Origin of the sequence: Rhizobium subbaraonis, from assembly GCF_900220975.1 — a bacterium.
GTDB lineage: Bacteria > Pseudomonadota > Alphaproteobacteria > Rhizobiales > Rhizobiaceae > Mycoplana > Mycoplana subbaraonis.
Genome location: NZ_OBQD01000005.1, coordinates 360,831 through 381,240 on the forward strand (window position 1 = coordinate 360,831; position 20,410 = coordinate 381,240).

Genomic DNA, 20,410 nt, shown 5'->3' on the forward strand with positions numbered 1-20,410 from the left:
TTCCGTGGAGGAGCCCAATTGCCCCGCATTCGGCGGGGCTTTCTTTTACTCCGACGGCAGACTTTAAAGCGTCGATTGCAGTCTCGCATCGAGCGGCATCCGCGTTGCCGGGATGTTGCACGCTCCCTAACCTTCGGCCTTCTTCCGACAAGGACCCGATCCGCGGAAGCAATCGCACACACGCACCGGAAACTGTTGATAGAAAACAAAAAACCCGGCCTAAGCCGGGTTCTTGGTGCGGTCGAGACGACCAGAACCGCACACGCACCTCATAAATATCAATCTGTTACAAATACGATGGTAGCTCACTGTACTGCAAACTGTAGTGCAGGAATGACCCTACTGATGGGCATCACCGGCACGGCTCATCACGGCGCGAAACCGTAATAGATGTTCCAAGCCCTCGAAGTGCACGGCTGGGCGCTGCCAAGACAATCCGCATCAATCCCGACGGTGCTCGCGTCCCGGCACATACCAGTTAGCAAGGCATATCTTTCGCGCTCAACTTCGCTGAGCCGATAAATTGTCCACGCAAGAGCCACCGCGAGCGATACGATGAGCAGCCACCTCATGTCAGCCTCCCAAATTGCAGAGTTGCGATCTGTACCCTCACACGTTCAGCTTGGGAAGCTCGTGACGTTCCTTTCGCGCCAATAGCTTGGCTGTAAAACGGGCGAAATACGCCCCAAATCCCGTCAATGGGTTAGCAGTCCTCTGTAAAACCGGCTCACTGCTTTATCTGGTAGATCGTGGCCGCATCCGCATCCTCTCTCAGCCCCTTGAATGAAGCGTGGCGTAGCTTCCCATCACGCGTCCACGCTCGAAACTCCACCTCCGCCACCACGATCGGCTTAACGAACACGCCCTTTCGCTTTCCGACATCGATGGCAGGTTTAGGAATCGCAATCGCGTCGAGCTGACGGCGTAATGCGGTGCCAGATCTGGCGGTGAAGCCAGTGCCCACGCCGCCGACATAGACCAGAGCATCTCCCTTCCGCGCCGCCAGGAGCAAGCGCCCGATCCCGCCGAGCGCGTCGCGCGAGGGCTCATAGCCGACAATGACGAAGCCTTCGCTCTGCACGCACTTTGCCTTCACCCAATCGCCGAGGCGGCCCGAACGGTAAGGCTTGTCCAATTTCTTCCCGATGATCCCCTCAAGCCCCATGTTGCACGCAACCTTCAGCAGCTGGGCGCCGTCGCCGCCGATCTCCTCGGACAAGCGGATGACGCCGCCAGGAACATGGCAGATCGCCTCGAGCATCGCTCGCCGGTCATGCAGCGGCATGCGCGTCAGATCATGTCCGTTGAGGTATAGAAGGTCGAAGGCATAGAACAATGCTTCACCGGCGCGCCGCTTGCCGCCTCGACCGCCGAGCGCCTGCTGCAACGCGCCGAAGTCGGAGCGCCCCTGTTCATCGAGAACAACCGCCTCGCCATCCAGGATCAGCGTTTCTGCGTCCATCGCCGCTGCGGCTTGCGCAATCGCGGGAAAGCGATCCGCCCAGTCGTGACCGCCACGCGTAATGATGCGGACGCCCGCAGGCTCCTTGTGGACCGCCAGACGGTATCCGTCCCATTTCACCTCAAAGATCCACTGCGATCCGATCGGCGGCTTGCTGACCAACAAAGCGAGGCATGGCTCGATGCGCGACGGCATCGGGTCGTGGTGGACTGTCGCACCTGGGACCCTACGTTTCTCCATGGCGCAATATCGCGCGAAACTGCAATTCGTTCCATTGGAGGCCTCTTTCCAGAATCTCGTCTGGCGCGCCGTCCAGGCCGGATGGGATGAGGAGGAAGCGAGCACGGCCATAGCGATGCTTGCCGACCATCACATCTTGGCTATGGAATACAACAGGCGCACGGACGCGTCGGTGAAGCGCGCGCGGAGAAGGAAATGAAAGAAGGCGAAGGCCCCCGCCCCCGTTATCAGTGGCGCAAGGATAAGTACGCCGACAACCTCTTCGCCGGCTACGACGGGGAGCGCCCGATGGGCCGTATCGAGGCGCATCAATTCGGCTGGTGGGACTGGTACATGACCTTCAATCACGGCCTGTCGGGAGATCCGACCGTGGCCAAGGTGAACGGCTTGGCAGATACCGCGCGCGAGGCGGCGAAGGCGTGTGAGGACTGCTACGATGCGGTCATCTCTGGCACGTGGCCGGGAATCACCCCAGAGAAGCTGGAGCGCCTCCTTGCGGATGAGCGATACAGGAAGGGGCGGCAGCTGAAATGAGCGACGAGAAGTCAAACGGACAGAAGGCAGCCAGCATTCACGAGGAACACTGGTGCCAGCACCCGGGGTGTAAGCGTTGGGGAAGTTTCGGCTATGACCGCGGCAAGGGCACGATCGATTGGTGGTGCGCGGAGCACAGGCCGGTCGAGAGCGAGCGATATCAGTAACGATCCCATCTCGATCATCGCTGCTTGACTCTCGCGTGTGTCGTGTCCAGTTTGCGCCCATCGCGCGAGCATGGGGGCTGCAATGGCGACTATCTATGGGACTAATGGCGACGACATGATTTTTGGCACCGCAGGAGACGACACCTTCGTCGTTTACGGCGGTGTTAACCAGGTGATGGGGAGTGGCGGTCGCGATACCATCGTATTTAGCGGCAAGAGATCAGATTACTCGGTAACCTATTCATACAACAGCATGATCGGAGGAAGCGCGGTCGTGACCGATCTCCGAAATGGTAGCCCTGACGGAACTAACATCACCAGCGACATCCTTGTGCTGAAATTTGCCGACGTTACGGTGGAGATTGATAAGACACCGTTCCTGCCCGGCTTACCCGAGATCCCAGAGCTGCCGGAGATCCCGGATTTGCCGAACGAGGCGCCCGAAGGCCTCGAACTATCGAAAGCACTGGTCGCAGAAAACAGCAAGGTTGGCACTCTCGTGGGTGTGTTTTCTGCCACGGATTGGGATGGCGATAGCCTGAGCTATTCGTTGACCGACGATGCCAGCGGCCTCTTCAAGCTCTCAGGCGCCAAGCTCGTCACGGCCAAAGCCATCGACTACGAAAAGGTGCAGAAGGATACCGTAACAGTAAAGGTCACCGACGAGCACGGCGCCAGCGCGAAGAAGACATTCACCATCAAGATTGCCGATGTGGTCGAGACGATCGCCGGGACGTCGAAGGCGGAGACGCTGAAGGGCGGCATCGGCGCCGACCTGATCAAGGGCAATGGCGGCAACGACAAGCTCTATGGCTATGCCGGCAACGACCAGCTGAAGGGCGGTGCGGGCGACGACACCCTGATCGGTGGTGCGGGCGCCGACCGGCTGGACGGCGGGGCGGGCAACGACACTGCTTCTTACCAAGGGGCCGCGAAGGGCGTCACCGCCAGCCTCGCTAAGCCTTCGATTAACACCGGCGAGGCCAGGGGCGACGTCTACGTCTCGATAGAGAACCTCACCGGCACGAGCTATGCCGACAGGCTGACCGGCGACAGCAAGGCCAATGTGCTTTCCGGCGGGGCTGGTAAGGACGCTCTGATCGGAGGCAAGGGGGCGGACGACCTCTACGGCGGCAAGGGGGCGGACTCCTTCGTGTTCAAGTCGCTCTCCGAACTTGCCGCATCGAAGGTCAGGACCGACACGATCTTCGACTTCTCCCAGAAAGAGAAGGACCTGATCGACCTGACCGGGATCGATGCGATGACCACGAAGTCAGGCAACCAGGCGTTCGCGTTCGTCGGCACGGAGAAGTTCTCCAAGACCGCCGGCGAACTGCGCTATGCCAAGGAGAAGGCCGGCACCTACGTCTATGGCGACGTCAACGGCGACGGCAAGGCCGACTTCGTCATCCACCTCGATAGCCTTGTCAGTTTGAAGGCTGGCGATTTTCTCCTCTGATGAAGAGCGATCCATGGTGGGTTTACGCTATCTTGATCATCGCCGCGCTGGGCGCGGCGATGAGCCTCGTAGGGAGAGCCGGACAGGCGCTTGGCTGGTGGTGATCAACCTTACTGTCCGTCTGCCTGCTTGATCCTTCGGACGACGAATTCAAACACCGCATCCGATATCCACATAGCCGACACGCCGATGAGGAAGGCCGTCGCATGCTGGGTGGCAATCTGATCGGGAGGCAGCGGCCAATTCACTGCGCCGAGATAGTGGATTGCCGGCGTCGTGAGATATCCGGCGGCAAGTGCGCCGCATAAAGGGGATGCGACCATCTCTCTCACCTTATAAGCCTTGCGAGACATAGCCCTAAGGATACCCCCGGATAGGCCAGCAAGGACGACACTTGCCTTGATGCCGAGGAAGTCAAAAAATTCTGCAGGCGTCATTTCGGCTCCAATGCGATCCTATGAATGCAGACTGGTGAACCGATCAGGACTTGTTCGCCGGCGCGATGTAGGTCGCGACCGCCGGGACCAGCGTGGCAACGGCGAATGCGGTCACAACGCCCCACCAGGGCGCGTCATTGGGGCAGGAATGGAATGATGATGGTGCCCGCCAAAGCGCCGCCGCCGCCGGCCGCGAGTGCCTTCGATATTTTTTGCATCGAATTTCCTTTCGAAGTTAGGAGAGTTTCGCGCCCACTTCGGCGCGCATCTTGTCGCCGCAGGCCTTGGCGCCCACGGTGGCAGGATCGAAGGCGAGGCGGGTAAAATCCCATTTGCCTCGCTGAGCGATGCCCAGATTGTTTTGCACCTCGGCATGACTGAGGACGGTCTTGTCCGTGACCGGGATCGCATACCGCCGGCAGAGATCAGCGACGGCCGAGGTCATGGCGTCCCACTGTTCGCGGGTCATGGGGTACTTGCCGGCCGAGAACGGACTTTCCATCGCGCCACCCATGCAGCACATGGAAACGCCGATGGAGCCGGAATTGCAGCCCAGGGTATGGGACGCGTAGCCGTTACCGGCTTTTGCCACCTCGTTGAGCTTGATCGAGGGAATGCCGCGCACGGGCTTTCCAGAGCCATCAATAAGAACGTGATAGTGCGCGCGGTCGTTTTCGCTGGCCGTATAGGTTCCTGCCGTCCAATGGACGATGACGCGCTGCATCCTCGCCGCCGGCATCCAGTCGGCCGGAATGACCGGGAGCGCGGCCGGAGCCGGAGTGACCGCCGGGGCAGGGGCGGCGCTGCCCCGCAGCAACACGAGTTCATCCAGCGCCTTATCCATCGCTGCGATGGTCTCGGCGCCAGGGTCTCCATCCGCGCCGAATTTCGGAAGAGGGAAGGCAAGCGCGATCAAGCGCCGCTGCAATGCTTGCACGGTCGTTTTCATCGGTGATGTCCTGTGAGTTTTATGGAGCGGTTAAGCGGGCCAGCTGAAGACTGGCAGCTCGCCAAGGAAGGCATCGACCTGCGGGATTTCCCGCTCAGCGCTCAGCACTTTCGAAAGCTCTGCCGTCGCATAGGTCCAGACCGCCGACCGCCATTCGAACAGCGCCTGCCCCTCCGCCGCGTATTGCGGGTTCGGATCGTCACGATAGGTGATGGCCGTCTGAATGCCGTCGTACTGGCGCTGTCGGGCCGTTGCGTCGAGGTGATCCTGAATGGCGGCGGTGAACTGCCCCTGCAACGCGGCAAGCGCTTTGGCCTGCTTCTGCTCGGCGGTGACCATCAGCGACCAGTTGATTGCGACCATGATCAAGCCTCCTGATCGGTGGGAAGGGAAACCCGCCCGATTGGCGGATCGACGATATCGGCCGGGAACCGCGCCGCCTCGGGAGCATCGGCACCGATCGGAAGCAGGATGGTGAGGTGAAGCTCGCCAGCGGTGCGCGTGACGTCGCCAACGATCCAGTCACTGTCGACGGCAGACGCCGGCAGGGTCGCGCCGTCCGGAAGTGCGGAGAGGTTGATTCCCGCGCCATTAATAGAGAGTGCACTCGGGCCGGTGCGGTAGATGGTAAGCGCTGCATCCATGCGCTGCGGGCAAAGAGAGATTTTCATCAACGCCACCTTCCTTCGGCAATTAGATCAAGACGAAACGTCTCTGAAGTAGACCTACCGTTGTAGATGCCCCAGAGAGCGGAGCCTGGTGTTTCGGCTGTTGCGCTGGCGCCGAAGTATTGTGCAGCCAAGCGGACGCCACTTGCAGATATATTGCTGCGACGACGTGGACCAACAAGATAATTGACGTCCACGAACGACGCCGGCAGTGTCCAGACACCATCAGCAGCAGTGGTGGCACCGAGTGTGGCGTTGTAAACTGCAAGCTTCCAGCAAATCTGGGTGCCATCGGCAGTCCGAAAGTACATACCGTTCGCGTTGGAGCCAAACTCGAACATGGCGCCAGTCGGGACGCCGCCACTTTGCGACACCGTTCCGATCAGGTCCTGCATGACGGCGGTGTTCGCTCCCGTCGATCGGATGAACTTTCCGTTTCCTCCGGAAAGGCCGAGAATGGCGCGCGCATGCTGCGTGAGATCGGCAAGCGCGGCGGCCCCTGCACCGGTGTAGTATGGCACCTTATTCGCCGCACTGGTGAGGCCGGCAATTGACGAGATATTGCCGTTTGTCAGCATATCGAGCACCGCTCGCGCCGAGGCAAGCACCCGGACATTCTCCGGGGTCAGCATGATTTCGTAAATGTCGGCCGCCCGGCTGGCGCCCGGCCAGTTATAGGCCAGCGTGAGGCTCGTATTGCTGTTGACCGACAGGATGCGCACCGACTGGCCCGCAGCCCAGAAGAAGTCGCCAGCCTGGATACCGCTCGTCAGCCAGGTCGTGCCTTGGCCGGTCACGGTCGGGCTGCCGTTGTTCACGGTGGCCGTGCCGGTGTTATAAGTGGTGGGCAGCGCCATGAACTAGGCCTCCTCTACGGTTTCCGGCAAGTCGCCAGCTGCCGGCGACTCGACCGCGTTTGCCATCTGCTCGACCTCGGCGCGAACGTCCTTCAGGTTCGCCAGAAGCTCGTCGGTCTTCGTCCGCGCCTCTTCCAGTGCCTGCGACAGGAGCAGATTGCGGTTTCGGTAGTGCTCGATCAGGGCCGCCTGTTCGCGGATCTGGACGAAAGGGGAAATGGGGATCTCGCTCATTAAGCTCTCTTTCAGTGGGATCAGGTCGGGATGCCGAAGACGTAGTAGCGAATGCCGAGGATGCTGAAGTCCGGGTCGAACGTGTGCACGGACCCGTTGCTGTCCCGATAGGCGTAGGCCGCGCGGCCCTTGAAGGTGTAGAAGCGCACCTGCGAGGCGCTGTAGATGCAGTAGGCCGTGTCGCCACCAAACCGCGCGTTGTACTTGTCCCAACGAATAAAGGGTGGCCGCACGCCGGTCGAAAGCGAACTCGAGTTCGGGTTCACCCGAAGCATGAACATCACGTAAGGCAGGTAGCCGGCGCTATCGAAGCTAATGGTTTCCGTCTGCGCGCCATTGGCGACGGTGAAGTAGCCTTCCTTCAGGATCTGCAAGGCCGGGAAGCGGCTATCAAGCGCGATATCGGCCAGACGCGGTGATGACGAGGCACCCGGCCGAAGAAACTGCACATGGCGTTCGCCGTTCCAGGTGAAGTGACGCAGAACGTTATAGCTGCCCGACGACTTGCCGCGGGCGTCCGTCGCCAGCACGAAGAACCGGGCGCGGCCCGGCTGGCTGTTCGGGTTGCGGATGTTCAGCGTATCGCCGCCGCTGATCCAGTATTCGATACCGCCTTCGAAGTTATCGAGCGTCGTGGCCGGATAGGTGACGTTCGATCCGTTGACGTCATAGAAGGTGATTTCCACGTGCACGCTGTCATCGACCGCGATCGGCAGGGTGTAGCTCACCGTCGTATTGCCCGGCATGGCGATGTCGTCGCCGGCAATCACCTGAATGGGTGAGTTATCCGAAGAGAACGCCATGTAGCGCGCGCCCCAATTGGCGCTATAGCCAGCTTTTGCGACGCGCAGCTCGTCGGGCGTAATCCGGATCGCTGGCGTTCCCGCTGAGGCGCCGCCAGGGATGCTCGGCCCATCCAATGGGGTATTGTCGGCGGGAAGGTTGAAAACGGTAAGGGCACCTTCACGGCCACGCGTCAGGCCCCCGACCGAATTGCCGATCTCCCGCCAGGAGCCTGAAAGGTAGGCCTGCCGCGTCGGGCTCCATATGTCCGCATCGAACAGGCCCCATGCCCGGTATCCGCCGGATGCACCTTCCGACACATCCCGAAACTGAGACATGTCCCAGCGCCCGTTGCCGTTCTTGCGCCGGAAGGCATACATCGGCAGGTCGTAGCGAAGTTCGGTGAAGAACCCTTTCTTCCAGTAGGCAAGCTGAAGCTCGCCGCGATACGCCTTCAGGAAGGTGTTCGCGTTGGTGCCCGACGGAAAATACTGGTCGCTGCTGATGCCTGCCGGGACCGTATCGATGCCGGCTGCCTCGACGTTGTTGGCCCACTTCGACGAGAAGAAGAACCGGTCTGGCCGGCTATCCAGCGTTGTGACCGGGTCAAAGGTTCCCTTCGTGATCTTCACGCAGGGCGTATCGGTATAGTCGAAGCCGATCAGCGTCCGGGTCATGACGTGATCACGATGGTCCCTGCGGCGAGATCCATCCGCATGGTGCGGCTGGCGCTTTTTAGCACCCCGGCATTGACGGTCCCGAGATGCGCGGACTTCATTCGGAGCACGCCATCGCTGACTACGAGGGGCTTATCCTTCTCCGACCCGTTGCGGATGACAAACCGATCCGCCTCTATGTGGAGTTCGGAATTCTCGCCCGCCGCCGCGAGCGGAGCCAATCCGAGGAATGCCAAAAATGATCTGCGTTTCATGTGAGTCTCCTAGCTGGTGATGACGATGGTGCCGCTGTTCAGGTTGATGGTCATCTTGCCGTTCTGGCTGTTCAGCACACCGGCATTGACGGTCCCGATATGGGCGACGTTCATCCGGACGACGCCGCCGCTGACCACGAAGGGCTTGTCCTTGTTCGACCCGTTGCGGATGACAAACTGATCCGCATAGACGAGGAACTCAGATTTCTCGCTGGTATCGGACGGAACGTCGATGTAGTAGCCGGCATCGCGATACGACCCCGTCTCCCCATAGCGCACACGTGCCGCGATCCGCGCATAGCCGGTCGGCCCGGCCACGGTTTCCATCTTGATGCGGGCACTCGCCGTAACGTCGTTGACCTTGACCTCGATCTCTTCGATCTTCGTCGCCGTGGCGATGATCCGGGCGTCGGTGACCTCAACCCACGCCGATCCGTCCCAGCGATAGGGCTTGTTGCCATCGCCGGAGGCATACCAGATATCGCCGGTACGCAGCGGAACGGCCGTCGTGCCGGTCGGCGCCGCACTTTGGCGGTAGATCTTGTTCTTGCTGTCGGCGAGTGCGGCCGTGGCGGTCACGTCGGCGCGGATGACGCTGAGAGCTTGAGCCCTGCCGCCCTGTGCCGCGCTATCGTTCCAGTTCAGTTCCGCCTTGATCCTGTTGATGGATTCGGCGGACGCACTGATCCGGGCATCGGTCACTTCCTGCCAGGCCGATCCGCTCCAGCGGCTGGCGAGACTGCCGTTGCTGGTGTTGTACCAGATGTCGCCGGCAACCAGCGGAACCGCTGCCGTTCCGGTCGGGGCCGTAGCCTGCCGATAGACCTTGTTCTTCGCGCTCGACAGGGTGTAGGCGGTCGTCACATCGGCGCGGATGATGGTCAAAGCCGTGGCCCGCGCACCCTGCGCCTTGCTGTCATCCCAGCCGAGATCGGCTTTGACGCGGTCCATCGCCGTACTCTGGCTGGTGATGGCGCCTTCGACCTCGTCGATGCGTGTGGATAGTGCCGTGACGGCCGAGTTGTTCGCCTTGCTGCCCAGCGTCGTGTTAATGTTGGTGATCGCGGTCGCCTGCGCGCTGATGGTGCCTTCCGCCGACATCACCCGCGTGTTCAAGTCGTTCAATGCCGTAGCGCTCGCCTTGTTCGGTAGCGCGGCATTAATCTCCGTTATGGCCGAGGCTTGTACATCGATTTTTCCCTCTGCCGCTGTCACGCGAACATCCAGGGCAGAAAGCGCCGAAACCGTGGCAAGGTTCGGCAGTTCCGCTTGCACCTTCGTCACAGCACTCGCGACAATCGACAGACTTTCATTTGTCTGCTCGATCTTCGTCGTCAGCGATTGCGAAGCTTCGGCCGTCGCCCGCTTGCCTTCCATCTGCGCGATGAAGTTGGCGAAGTCCTGGTCAAGGACTTCGCCAACGATCGGCTGCAGCGAGTTGCGAATGGCGGTGACGGCCGACCCGACGCTCGACAAACCGCCGATATCGAGAGCCTCGATCTCGTTTTGCAGCTGCTGGACGCTATCGATCGTGGCCTTGCCCTCGATCTCGGTCAAAAGTCCCGAGGTCATCGAGCCGAGTGCGGTGAGGCCGGTCTCGGTGTTTTCGACCCGTGTCTCGATCGCATCCACCGCCTGAGACACAGCGCTCAAGCCGGTGTCAGGATCGTTCAGAACCGCCTGGACGGCGACGATGTCTGAGGCCAACGCCGACTGCGCGGTGATGCGCGCGGTGCGCTCGGCGATCAGTTCGGCCCGAGACGCGCCCGGCGACGGGCTGCCGATGCCAACCCAGTCGACAATAAAGTAATCGGTCGCCGTCTGCGCCGTCGAAAGATCGAGGCGAATGCTGTCAATTGCGCCAGACCAGGGCATCTGGAATGTAATCAGGCCAAAGCCGTTGGTATCGAACAGCGGCTCGACGACCGTCACCCGGCGAGCGGCGTCCCACGTCGTATCGCCGTCACGCTTCCACCAGCATTGGCCGACCCAGACCGGCGCGCCGAACTTCTGGATGCGCAGGCGCACCTGCCGGTAGGCGTTGGCATCGATTGCAAGCGCGGCTGGCGAGACCACATAAGGCTCAGTGACATGGTTCGCCGGCCGCAGCGACCCGTCAATGAAAGTCGGCGTTCCGTTTCCGGTCCAACTCTCAATCGTGGAAAGAAAGTTCCAGAGCTTTGCCGGATCGAACTGGTTGTCGGTGCCGGCCGACAGCAGGCTGATCTGCTGGGCCAGCGCCTCATCAGCCGTCGTATAGGCCGTCTCGATCGACAGAACCTTGCTAGCTAGGCTCGCGCTGTTCGCTTCCAGCGCCACCGTCCGCTGCGCGATGGCGGCGGTATCGCTGACGGCGACATTGATCCGCTCATCGAAGCCGGCCGACATGTCGCTCATGCGGACATTCAGGGTGCGGCGGATTTCTTCCCGGACCTTGTAGTTGGAGAAGTCCTGGTCGGCGATCTCGGCGACGATACCCTCGATCCGGTTCAGCAGACCCCGGTAGCGTGCAGCGGTTTCGATTGCACCGGTCACGCGCTCGCTCTGTTCAGCAGAAATCGTGTCGGCGAGCTGGGAAGCATCCTGCTGGATCTGGTCGATCGAGGCTTCAACTTCTGTGATCGTCGCCTCGACCTGGGCAATTTGCGCATCAGTCTGCGCGCCAATGAAGTCGGCATACTCCGTGTAACCGGCCTCGATCTCCGCCAGCATGCCCGGCAGATAGACGTCATCGTCGCTCAGGCGAATATCAAACGTCGTGACGTCAAACCAGTCGGACCAGACCGTCTTGCGCGACGACCGCGGAACCAGCTTTCCACGCACCTGGTAAGGAGTGGCCGGAAGCAACCCCTGAGAAATCAAGGAGGAACCCGCAGCAATATCATCCGTGCGGCCGCGATAGATCACCTTCTGGCTTGCCGTCAGGCGGACGGCAAACTGCACCGCCTCAATATCGACCAGGCTGCCGGGGCTGTTGTCCCACGCGAGCAGGATGGCCGGGCGGCGCCCGGTTCCGTTCTCGTCCTCGATAAGAGCAGGCTCGGCGTACCAGTCAACGATCGGCTGCGGAAGCGGCTTGCTGCGGTCAAGCTTTCCGTCCGGTTCGGTGCGGAAATCGACATCCTGATCCCAGCTGTAATCCGCCGGATCGACCTCCGTCATGTCTACGACGATGTCGAGATTTTCCTTGTCGATCACACCATCGACGCGGAATTTCTTCGCCACATAGCCGTTGCGGACGGAAGTCCACGTGATGAAGTCGCCAGCCTCCAGCGGCCAGTATGCCGGCGGCAGCACGAAGGTGTGGCGGCGCGCGCGGCGAGCTTCCTCCAGCGCCGACTTCATCAGTCGTTGGACCTGCGCCTTGTAGGGCACGAAATCGAGCGAGACGTCGGCCAGCAGCCGCCTGTTGCCGTCTTCGGCCTCAAATGTCGCGCTGTAGCGAGGCGGAGCCGCCTTCGCGTTCCAGCCCTCAGCGGGCGACGGATAGGTCGCGGTAATGCCATTGACCGTATCGGCCAGGCCAAAGAAGGGCGTAAACGACTGCTCTTCGGTGGACAGGATATCGGCGTCGGTGATGCCGTAGACGGCAGCATCGCTGACGCCAATGTGCATCTTGTAGGTGCCGCCAGCCTCCGAAAGCCGTGCCTGCGCACTCGTCAGGATTGCCTTGACCGCCTCGGAGATCTGCGCGCCGATCTGGATTTCGCCGCCACAACGGAATTTCGGTTCCTGAACCCCGCCGGTGCCCTTCGTCGTCGCACGGCATTTGCCGATCTGCGCGATCCAGTGATCGACCGGCAGACGCGCGGCCGACATGCTTTGCAGGCCGTAGAACCACGCCCCCTGGAAGGTGATGCCGCGCAGGACATTATAGAGCTGGACGGCCGGCAGGTGATCGCCGTCGCCGCCCCAGGTCGAAGGGTTCGCCCAGCGCTGCGGGCCATTGCCCCCAACGGAGCTATCTTTCGAGGGATCATAGAGCTTGCAGCCGTTCAGTTCGAACTTGAACTGCGGAAAGCCGGTGAACAGTTCCTCTTTTATCTGCGCCGTGACGATGACATAGGCAACGCCCACGCCCACGCGCGTGCTCTCATAGGGGCGATTTTCCGAAGAGACGGAATTGACGAGGAAGGGATCGGCCGCCGTCTGCGTGCCGTCATAGAATTTGATCCACAGCGCGTTGTCGCCGTCATCCTCGTATTCCGTAACCGGGAATCCCCAATCGGGATACGAATGGTTATCGAAGTCGATCGTGCACTTTTCGCCATTCACCCAGAGGCCGGCGAGCGTGCTGCCGGGCAGGTCGGCAAGGGCGATGACCTGCGTGAAATAGGCGTTCGGCGTCTTTCCGGCTTCGCCCCAGGTGTTGGCGTAGACGAGCGAGCCGGCCGTTGCTGTGTAGCCGATCGGAAAGGAACGCGCGACGTCGCCGCCGGTCTGCAACTGGCCCTGGATCGCAAACGGCGTCTGCTCCGGCTGGCCGGCCAGCGACGAGGCGAGCAGGTTCAGACCGATACCGACGGCAGCCTTGAGGATGAACGCGCCAACGCCGCTGGCAAGGAATGTGCCGGCGAGCAGCCCGCTGATGCCGGCCGCGATGCTGGAGAAAATCGCCATGGTGTCTCGTCAGATGAACTTGAGAAAATGCGTCTCGGCTGACGCAAAACCGCGCCGCTCGTAGAGGGCGGAGACGTCGTTGCTGGCGAGCGACGCCATGCCGATGACGACGCAGCCCTGTTCTTTCGCCCACGCCTCGTAGGCGTCGAGCATTCTCATGGAACCGCGACCGCGATGCGCCTCGGCGACAAACCAGACGGTTTCCTTCGCCCACCGGCCCGCGCCAAAGGGATGATCGAAGGCGGAAGCCATCAGAATGCCTTGAGCGACGCCGCCGACGTCGAGGACGAAGCAGCAGGCGTCAGGGCTGGATGTATGGTGCACGAACAGCGAATAGGCATTGGCGCCTCGGAAGGGCCAGGGGAAGCCAGCCGCCTCGTGGCTTTTCTTCAGCAACATGAGGCAGCGGCCGCGATCGGCGTTGCGGGCGAGGCGGATCATTTGGATTTCGCCTTACTGCTCGAAAGCTTGCCGTTGTTCCGGCCCCAGAAGAATTCCCATTCCCCCACGGTCGGTGCGTCCTGGAAGAAGTTGTCCGTTTCCGATCGCAGCCGCTGGCTCGCATCCGAGCGCGTATCCGGATTACTGCGCATCAGTTCCTGTGTATGGCTGACGCAGGTCAACGTCACGCTGCCGGCCTCGTTCTCCGGCGGCGTCTTGAATTCGACTTCGTCGACAAAGCCAACGAAGCGACAGAAAGCGGGATCAACCAGACGCCGCGTGTCCGGACTGAGGAGACCGCGATACACTTCGACGCGGGCCTGCTTCATGTCGTAGAGGCGAACGGCTTGCTGCACCAGGTCGTCAATCTGGCTCATGACGATCGGGACCGTCTGCACCGTGACATTCGAGACGATGGGAATGGCGCCGATGGAAATCAGCGTGCCGGTCCCGTACCAGGTACGCTCGACCGTCAGCCCCGTGTCGGGATGGATGATTTCGCCCGTGACGTCGCCGACGCCCGACCAGAAGCCAGTTGCCTGCGGCCCGCCATCAGTACGATCACGCGCGATGATCCAGAGGAAATCACGCGGCACAAGACGGCGCGCGGCCAGTGCGGTCGCGTTTTCAACGGAGATATTGCGGGGCATTATCGCGCCTCGATTGCTCTGAAACTGATGGAGCCGCGACCGGTCGCAAGGTCAGCCGTGGTCGAGATGGAGCCGGAAACGACGGTCATCAGGCAATAAGGCTTGCGCACGGACACCGCGTCACCCACCGCCGTTTCTGGCCAAAAATGGGGCCGAACCTCGATGCCGCCCAACACGCCGGAGCCGTCCGCAACCCGCCGGTTAACGGCGCGATGTAGATTTCGGCCGCCGATGCGCAGGAAGTCGCCCGCCGATACTATGAAGAACGGCGGAAGGCCTGAGACCGTCATTTCCTTGTTGCTGGCCCACCGCGCAGTAAGTGTCGCGTTGTCGCCATCGAAGTCAGTCCCGGCCGGCCAGGAACCATTCGGATAGGCGATCGGGAAGCAGCGGGACAACGGATAGGCACGAAACTGCTGCTGCCCGCCGTCGAGGACGTCGAGCCGAGCGCGCCAGTAATCAAGATCGTTCGGCGAGAGCGTCGTCGTCGCGTAGGCGGCCTGCCAGAGCGGCTCGCCAAGATCCTTGACGACACTCACGCCACCGGCGGTGCGAGACTGTTCCTCGCGACGCAGAAGCTCGAATTCGGTTGACCAGCCGGGGAACTCCGCAAGCAGATCGAAGGGAAAGCTGATCGGCATGACTACCAACCCTTCTGTGGACGAGCACGGACGACCCGCATAATGCGCGCCTCTAGCTCCGCATTGGCCTTGGCCAACCCCTTTTCGAGGCGTTCGACGGCGGCCTGATCCGCGCCACGCGCGTCGATAGTCGGGCTGAACGAGAAGGTCATGCCGCCTCCCTCGGGCGTGACGCCTGCCGGATAAATCTTGCCATGACTGGAAGGCTCGAAGTATTCGTCGCCGCGCTCATTGACGCGATAGATGCGCCCGGGCGAATAGCTCCCACCTTCCGCCCTGGCGCCACCAAACAGGCTCGACAAGATGCCGGAAAAGATGTTTCCCGAGCCGCCAGAAGATGCTCCGGCGGAGAAGAGGCTCTCGAACAACCCCTTGCCACCGGTGGCCGCCGAAATAAGCTCCTGCACGAGCGCGCGCACCGCGTCGCGCGCGTCGAACGTCCCGTCGATGATCTTGCCCATCTGGTCATCCAGCGTCGCACCGAAGCTTTCCGCCGCCTCAATACCGCGCTCGCGCGCTTCGGTGACCGCATCGATCGCCTGCTGCTCACGGTATTTCTGCTCGACCAGGGCGGAGATCTCCTTGCCTTCGGCCGAAGTCGCATCAACCCCAGCGCGACGAAGCGCAATCACCTTTTCCTTCTCGGTCTCGGAAAGGCCGATGACCTCGATCTCCTCCTTGAGCGCGTCGATCACGTCCTTGATTGCGTCGCGCTCTTCCTTCAGCTTTGCCTTTCCCGACGTCTTGCCGGTCCTCTCGGACGAGCTCGAGTTTTTGGCAAAGGCGTCCTCGATGCGCTGCGTCGCTTGAGCCTCGTCCATAGCCTGCCGCATGATGTCAACTGCCGAGGGCAGGCGCGTTCCCGTCGGAGTGGAGACCGGCGCTTTCGGCGTTGTTTTCGCCGGCTTCCCGGATGTGTCTTCGACGATGCCGACGCCGGGAACGACGCGATAGACCTTCGAGGGATCCTCGCCGATGGCCGTCAGGAATTTCTTGAAGACGTCGCTGTTGCCGAGCCGGCCGAGGTAGTCGCTGAACTCATCGATCTTGGTCAGGAGGTTGATGGTGACGTCGAGCACCGAAACTACAGAAGACTTCACCCGCGTGCCGACGATGGTCGCCATCTTGTCCCAGGCACGATTGACCTCTTCAGCCTTCGCCAGCAGATCCCGGTTCATCACGACGCCTACGTCTCGCGCCTCGGTGCGAAGCTCCCCGATCTTTCGGACGCCGTCATCGAGAAACGCGACGAACTGTTCCGCGGCGGTTCCCCCGAACAGCTCGTCGAGGACACGGATCTGCGCTGCCTTGTCGAGGGTGCGGATCTTGTCGATCACGGTCTCGAACATCTTGTCCGGCTGCTTGAGCGCATCTGCGACCGAGCGTGCCGTCATGCCGATGCGGGCGAACGATTCGGCTGCCGGTCCGCCACCGGTGGAGACGAACTCGTCGGCGCGTAGCTGCAGTTCCTTCAAGCCGTCAGAAAGAGCATCCACGCCGATGCGGTTCTGCTCGGCGGCATATTTCAGCTCCTGAAACGCCTCGAAGCCGATACCTGCGGTCTTGGCCGCCTTGCCGATGTCGAGCACGGCGGTCACCGCCTGCTGCGAGGCGGACACTAGTGCGCCCACACCAAGAACGGCAGCGAGCCCGCCGGGACCACTGGACAGGGCGCCGACCGCGCCCGACAGGCTACCGATTTTCGACTTCACGCGATTGAAGGCATCACCCACCTCAGCTGCGGCCGAGCGCGAGACATTGCGCACACGCTGCATCGCCGCTTCGAAGGCCTTCGAGTTACCCGAAATGGTGACGGGAATATCAGGACGGGTCATTTTGGTTCCGACTTTCGCCCCACACCTGGGCCGCGGGGTTTTCCTTCAGCGATCGACGCTTGCCGAACGAGGCGGCGATGCGTCGGACCTCTTCGCGGGAAATAAACGGCTGCGTGCCAAATTTTCCGGCAAGCCCCTCCAGCGCCATCTCAAGCTCTACCGCAGTCGACTTCCAGAACATGTCCGGCGACCAGCCGAGGCGATCGGGAGCGGTCGCCAGGCGAAACAGCATCTTAAGATGACCGTCGATCAGGAGGGGCTGGCGCGGTTTCCCAGGAGCGCCTCATTGGCGATATCCATCGCCGACCGCTCGTCGCGGCGCAGATTGCCCGCTTCGATATGCGCGCTCAGCGCTTGCTCGATGGACTTGCGCCAGGCCGCCTGGTCGGCCGCCGAGATGTTGTCTGGCGACAGGATCTTCGCCGAGATCTCGGAAATGCGATCCTGATCGTCCTCGACTATGAAGCAGGGAATGGCGCAGGCGACGGCCTTTGGCTCGAAACCGAGGAGGCGCACATAGATTTCGTCCATCGTCTGGGCCTTCAATGCCGTCGACAACCGTGCCAGCCCGTCAAAGGTGATGGCAATGCGGAACGAGATTGCGCCGATCTTGGCGTCGGCCTCGCCGCGCAAGGTATTGGCCGGAATATCCGCCATCTGCCTCAGGCCTCCGCGACGAAGGTGAGTACGCCGCTCATCGCGCAGCGGATATCGCTCTGCAGCTCGTTGGTCTTGTCGCCGGAGAAGGTCATCGAGACCAACATGTCGCCCTCGAAGGTACCGACGCCAGGCACCGAAACCTGATAGGTCTGGACCACCTGGTTGACGACATCGGCCGTGACCTTCTTCATCGTGGCGCTGCTGACAAAGGCGCCCTGACCATTGAAGCGGACGGACTGGATACCGTACATCAGAGCCAGAACCAGCTTTGAGCCAGGATCCAGGCAGGCCGGCTTGGTGATGTCGATTTCCTCGTTGTTGATCTCGAGCGATCGCTGCTCCGTGATGCAGACAAGATCGAATCCGCCGGCGCCATCCGACCGGGCGAGCGTGAGGGTGCGGCCGAGAGCCATAGCCTGTTCCTTTCGATATCAGGGAAAGCCCTTCAGAGGGCGGGGATGGTTGGATCGGCGGCGAGCGTCTTGTAACTCACCGCGTAATTCAAGGCGCCAGCGCCAAGCGGCAGTCCGGTCCGCGGATCGACGTATAGGCGACTGGATCGCAAGGTCGTCTCGATAACCTGATCGATGACAATGGCCCGTCCCATCACCTGCTCGATCAGGACGCAGATCCGGTCGAACTCCCTGTCGGCGTCGGCATCGCGAAGATGCACGATGATCGACAGGGGAAGCTGGCGATCATAACCGTCTTCGCCATTGGAGCCGGAGCACGGGCGAACCGACGCGGTTTCGCTGCCTTCGGCCCACGTCAACGTCAGCGCGGGCAGGAATTCCTGCGGGATGGGCGCATATCGGCCACGCGCAACCTTGTTGGGAGCGGAGAATTCGGGGATGGCCGACAGGCGCGCGAGATAGGCATCGAGGATCAGGCTGCGACGATGCGGCATCAGGCGCCACCGTGGCCGAGATCGCGCAACGCCTGGTCGACAACTACGCGCCCATAACCCTTGGCGACGATCTCCTCGGCGGAGATCCTGCCTTCGCGAAGACGTGCAACGTCGGCACGAACAGCCTTGCGCAGACTGACAGGAAGCTGCTGCCACGGGCGCTGCGCCATCCCGCTGACACTGCGACGGGCTTGTACCTTGTCTTCGGTTTCATCCGAAGAAAGCAGAGCCTGGCAGAGCGCGCCGAGCGGATCGCTGACAACCACTGACGACCCTGTTTCCGTTTCCGTAAATGAAGTCCGTTTCGCCATGTCAGATGTCTCCCGAGAGATGGATGCGCGCCATGGCGCGCCCGTCGTCGCTGTGGTCGCGAATCTCGAACGCGGCATTGACGCCGGTTCGCACCCCATTGCGATCGAGTTCATGGATGATGACGCTGTCGCGCTGGCTTTCGAGGCCGGACACCTTACCCGCTGCGACAGAAAGAAGATGCGTGGTGCCCTCGACGCCCTGGCCGAGATCATCGACAAGGTCGATCTCGCGCCACTTTCGCAGGATCGCGCGAACGGCCGGGCGTTGCACGCCGTCGATCGTGAAGGCGGCGTCGACATTCCCGAAGGCATCGTCGAACGCCGCCCCCATGTGCGCAAACAGCGCCGGCCGCGCGTTAATCATTTGCCGGCGCCGCTCTTGGCTGCGGCTTCGAGCGCTGCAACGCGGTCGGCCAGGACCTTGTTGTCCTCGATCAGCTGATCGCGCTCTTTGGTCACAGCGTCGATGCGGGAAACCAGTGTCGCGTCGGAACCCTTGTTCAATTCCTTCTGGACCTCAAAGAGTTCCTTCTCCGCCTCCGACGCGCGCTCCAGGAGCATATCGCGCTCGTCGCGGATGGTATCGAGGGTCGCCTGCAGGTTGGCGACCTCGTTGGACTGGTTCTGTGCGCCGCTTTCGGGGCCGCCGGTCCAGTCGCCAAAATTGGCGCGAAGGCTTGCGACCTCCTCGTCGCTCAGTCCGGTCTTGCCGCCAAGGGGAACGGGCTTTCCCGGCGCATAGGTCTTGTTGCCGCATTTCACGGTAACGTTGAACTTCTCGGTTTTCGTGCTCATGGATCTCTCCGATCGGGTTCTTGCAACAGGGGATCGCCCGGCAATGCCGGACGATCACGCGTCGAGCCGGGCGTCAGCGCACCAGCGCAAACAGGCTGGCGTTCGGTTCCGGAACGATCGGAAGCGGCGCCGACTGCGTCTGCACGACGGTGCGGGAAGGGTTTCGTTCGGCCCACATGTCGGGGAAGCGCTCGACAGACCGGAGAGACTGGTTGTCGAGAATGGCGCCGTAACCGAACATGCCCTGGAACTGGAAGGGATCGAAGATGCCGACGCCGTAGGTGGGCCAGAAGTTGTTCTTCACTCCGCCGACCGTATAGGGCTGCGAGTACTGGACGAAGGTCAGTTCGCCGATCGTGCCGAGCACGGTCGAGTACTTGTTCTCGGCCCCGGTCGAAACGACGCCGAGTTCCATGCTGCCCGTTGCCTGACGACGATTGTCGAGCATTTCCATGAAGCGCGCAGACCGTTTCAGGAAGCCCGCAGCTCCACCGCCGAGCAGAACCTCGCGAGCGGTAAAGCCGTCGGTGTCGACGAGCAGCTGGCACCATTCTTCGATATCGTCATAGGGATCGACGCCGGTCTCACCCCAGCGCGCCGTCGAGGTGAGCGCGATGGTCAGTGCGGCATCGCGTCCGTAGTTGATCGTCTGCGTCGGATAGTCCTCGCCGACAACCGTCACCTGTCCGGTGCGGATCGCCTGCGAGCACATGAACTCCTCGCGGCGGGTGACACGCATATCCTGATCGTCGATGATCATGGCGAGGTTGTAGGCGTAGCGGTCAGCCGGCGACATCTCGCCGCCGATGCGCTCGCCGGGAATGCGGAT

General features: G+C 61.7%; 25 protein-coding genes. 3 read left to right on the top strand and 22 right to left on the bottom strand.

Going from position 1 to position 20,410, the window contains the following annotated elements:
• Positions 1–727: 727 nt before the first annotated feature.
• The gene (gene ligD / locus CRO48_RS09985) at positions 728–1,813 is read right to left on the bottom strand and encodes a non-homologous end-joining DNA ligase (protein ID WP_245423480.1); all 1,086 of its coding nucleotides are present in this window, start codon (positions 1,811–1,813) and stop codon (positions 728–730) included.
• A gap of 84 nt (positions 1,814–1,897) precedes the next feature.
• Here ligD and CRO48_RS09990 point away from each other — a divergent pair, with 84 nt between their 5' ends.
• The 3 genes from CRO48_RS09990 to CRO48_RS10000 all read left to right on the top strand — a co-directional run bounded on the left by CRO48_RS09990 (position 1,898) and on the right by CRO48_RS10000 (position 3,862).
• On the top strand, positions 1,898–2,236 hold the full coding sequence (locus tag CRO48_RS09990; protein WP_097138676.1) for a hypothetical protein: 339 nt from the start codon (positions 1,898–1,900) through the stop codon (positions 2,234–2,236).
• A complete protein-coding gene (locus CRO48_RS33380) occupies positions 2,233–2,403 on the top strand; it encodes a hypothetical protein (RefSeq protein ID WP_097138678.1) in 171 nt (56 codons plus the stop codon). Before CRO48_RS09990 ends, CRO48_RS33380 begins: the two co-directional genes overlap by 4 nt.
• A gap of 82 nt (positions 2,404–2,485) precedes the next feature.
• Positions 2,486–3,862 (top strand): M10 family metallopeptidase C-terminal domain-containing protein, encoded by a 1,377-nt coding sequence (locus CRO48_RS10000; protein WP_176526709.1) that lies wholly within the window; start codon positions 2,486–2,488, stop codon positions 3,860–3,862.
• Between the two features lie 110 nt (positions 3,863–3,972).
• Here CRO48_RS10000 and CRO48_RS10005 read toward each other — a convergent pair whose 3' ends face one another.
• From CRO48_RS10005 to CRO48_RS10105, 21 genes are all read right to left on the bottom strand, one after another.
• On the bottom strand, positions 3,973–4,299 hold the full coding sequence (locus CRO48_RS10005) for a hypothetical protein (RefSeq protein ID WP_097138682.1): 327 nt from the start codon (positions 4,297–4,299) through the stop codon (positions 3,973–3,975).
• A 235-nt stretch (positions 4,300–4,534) separates the two neighbouring features.
• The gene (locus CRO48_RS10010; protein ID WP_097138684.1) at positions 4,535–5,248 is read right to left on the bottom strand and encodes a peptidoglycan recognition protein family protein; all 714 of its coding nucleotides are present in this window, start codon (positions 5,246–5,248) and stop codon (positions 4,535–4,537) included.
• Between the two features lie 30 nt (positions 5,249–5,278).
• The gene (locus tag CRO48_RS10015) at positions 5,279–5,611 is read right to left on the bottom strand and encodes a hypothetical protein (RefSeq protein ID WP_097138686.1); all 333 of its coding nucleotides are present in this window, start codon (positions 5,609–5,611) and stop codon (positions 5,279–5,281) included.
• A gap of 2 nt (positions 5,612–5,613) precedes the next feature.
• Positions 5,614–5,919, bottom strand: coding sequence for a hypothetical protein (locus tag CRO48_RS10020; protein WP_097138688.1), 306 nt, complete (start codon positions 5,917–5,919; stop codon positions 5,614–5,616).
• Positions 5,919–6,773, bottom strand: a complete 855-nt coding sequence (locus tag CRO48_RS10025; RefSeq protein ID WP_097138690.1) for a hypothetical protein — start codon at positions 6,771–6,773, stop codon at positions 5,919–5,921. The genes CRO48_RS10020 and CRO48_RS10025 overlap by 1 nt, the downstream gene beginning before the upstream one ends.
• A 3-nt stretch (positions 6,774–6,776) precedes the next feature.
• The gene (locus CRO48_RS10030) at positions 6,777–7,007 is read right to left on the bottom strand and encodes a hypothetical protein (protein ID WP_097138692.1); all 231 of its coding nucleotides are present in this window, start codon (positions 7,005–7,007) and stop codon (positions 6,777–6,779) included.
• A 20-nt stretch (positions 7,008–7,027) separates the two neighbouring features.
• The gene (locus CRO48_RS10035; protein ID WP_097138694.1) at positions 7,028–8,467 is read right to left on the bottom strand and encodes a hypothetical protein; all 1,440 of its coding nucleotides are present in this window, start codon (positions 8,465–8,467) and stop codon (positions 7,028–7,030) included.
• The gene (locus CRO48_RS10040; protein WP_097138696.1) at positions 8,464–8,721 is read right to left on the bottom strand and encodes a phage tail tip fiber protein; all 258 of its coding nucleotides are present in this window, start codon (positions 8,719–8,721) and stop codon (positions 8,464–8,466) included. The genes CRO48_RS10035 and CRO48_RS10040 overlap by 4 nt, the downstream gene beginning before the upstream one ends.
• 9 nt (positions 8,722–8,730) lie before the next feature.
• Positions 8,731–13,341 carry a phage tail protein gene (locus tag CRO48_RS10045; protein ID WP_097138698.1) on the bottom strand — a complete coding sequence of 1,537 codons (4,611 nt, stop codon included), beginning with the start codon at positions 13,339–13,341 and terminating at the stop codon, positions 8,731–8,733.
• Positions 13,342–13,350: 9 nt separating this feature from the next.
• Complete coding sequence (locus tag CRO48_RS10050) at positions 13,351–13,782, bottom strand: GNAT family N-acetyltransferase (RefSeq protein WP_097138700.1); 432 nt, start codon at positions 13,780–13,782, stop codon at positions 13,351–13,353.
• A complete protein-coding gene (locus CRO48_RS10055) occupies positions 13,779–14,432 on the bottom strand; it encodes a hypothetical protein (RefSeq protein WP_097138702.1) in 654 nt (217 codons plus the stop codon). Before CRO48_RS10055 ends, CRO48_RS10050 begins: the two co-directional genes overlap by 4 nt.
• Complete coding sequence (locus tag CRO48_RS10060) at positions 14,432–15,073, bottom strand: hypothetical protein (RefSeq protein WP_097138704.1); 642 nt, start codon at positions 15,071–15,073, stop codon at positions 14,432–14,434. Before CRO48_RS10060 ends, CRO48_RS10055 begins: the two co-directional genes overlap by 1 nt.
• Before the next feature lie 2 nt (positions 15,074–15,075).
• Positions 15,076–16,908: a phage tail tape measure protein gene (locus CRO48_RS10065; RefSeq protein WP_097138706.1), complete on the bottom strand. Its 1,833-nt coding sequence runs from the start codon at positions 16,906–16,908 to the stop codon at positions 15,076–15,078.
• On the bottom strand, positions 16,895–17,089 hold the full coding sequence (locus CRO48_RS10070; protein WP_245423481.1) for a hypothetical protein: 195 nt from the start codon (positions 17,087–17,089) through the stop codon (positions 16,895–16,897). Before CRO48_RS10070 ends, CRO48_RS10065 begins: the two co-directional genes overlap by 14 nt.
• A 68-nt stretch (positions 17,090–17,157) precedes the next feature.
• Positions 17,158–17,565 carry a hypothetical protein gene (locus CRO48_RS10075; RefSeq protein ID WP_097138710.1) on the bottom strand — a complete coding sequence of 136 codons (408 nt, stop codon included), beginning with the start codon at positions 17,563–17,565 and terminating at the stop codon, positions 17,158–17,160.
• Between the two features lie 5 nt (positions 17,566–17,570).
• Entirely contained in the window at positions 17,571–17,981 is a 411-nt protein-coding gene (locus tag CRO48_RS10080) for a phage tail tube protein (protein ID WP_097138712.1), read from the bottom strand.
• A 32-nt stretch (positions 17,982–18,013) separates the two neighbouring features.
• Positions 18,014–18,475 (bottom strand): hypothetical protein, encoded by a 462-nt coding sequence (locus CRO48_RS10085; protein WP_097138714.1) that lies wholly within the window; start codon positions 18,473–18,475, stop codon positions 18,014–18,016.
• Positions 18,475–18,786 (bottom strand): hypothetical protein, encoded by a 312-nt coding sequence (locus tag CRO48_RS10090; RefSeq protein ID WP_097138715.1) that lies wholly within the window; start codon positions 18,784–18,786, stop codon positions 18,475–18,477. The genes CRO48_RS10085 and CRO48_RS10090 overlap by 1 nt, the downstream gene beginning before the upstream one ends.
• A gap of 1 nt (position 18,787) precedes the next feature.
• Positions 18,788–19,150, bottom strand: coding sequence for a head-tail joining protein (locus CRO48_RS10095; RefSeq protein ID WP_245423482.1), 363 nt, complete (start codon positions 19,148–19,150; stop codon positions 18,788–18,790).
• Positions 19,147–19,581, bottom strand: a complete 435-nt coding sequence (locus tag CRO48_RS10100; protein WP_097138717.1) for a short coiled-coil protein — start codon at positions 19,579–19,581, stop codon at positions 19,147–19,149. Before CRO48_RS10100 ends, CRO48_RS10095 begins: the two co-directional genes overlap by 4 nt.
• A gap of 73 nt (positions 19,582–19,654) precedes the next feature.
• On the bottom strand, positions 19,655–20,410 hold a 756-nt coding region (locus CRO48_RS10105; RefSeq protein ID WP_097138719.1), incomplete at its 5' end, for a major capsid protein.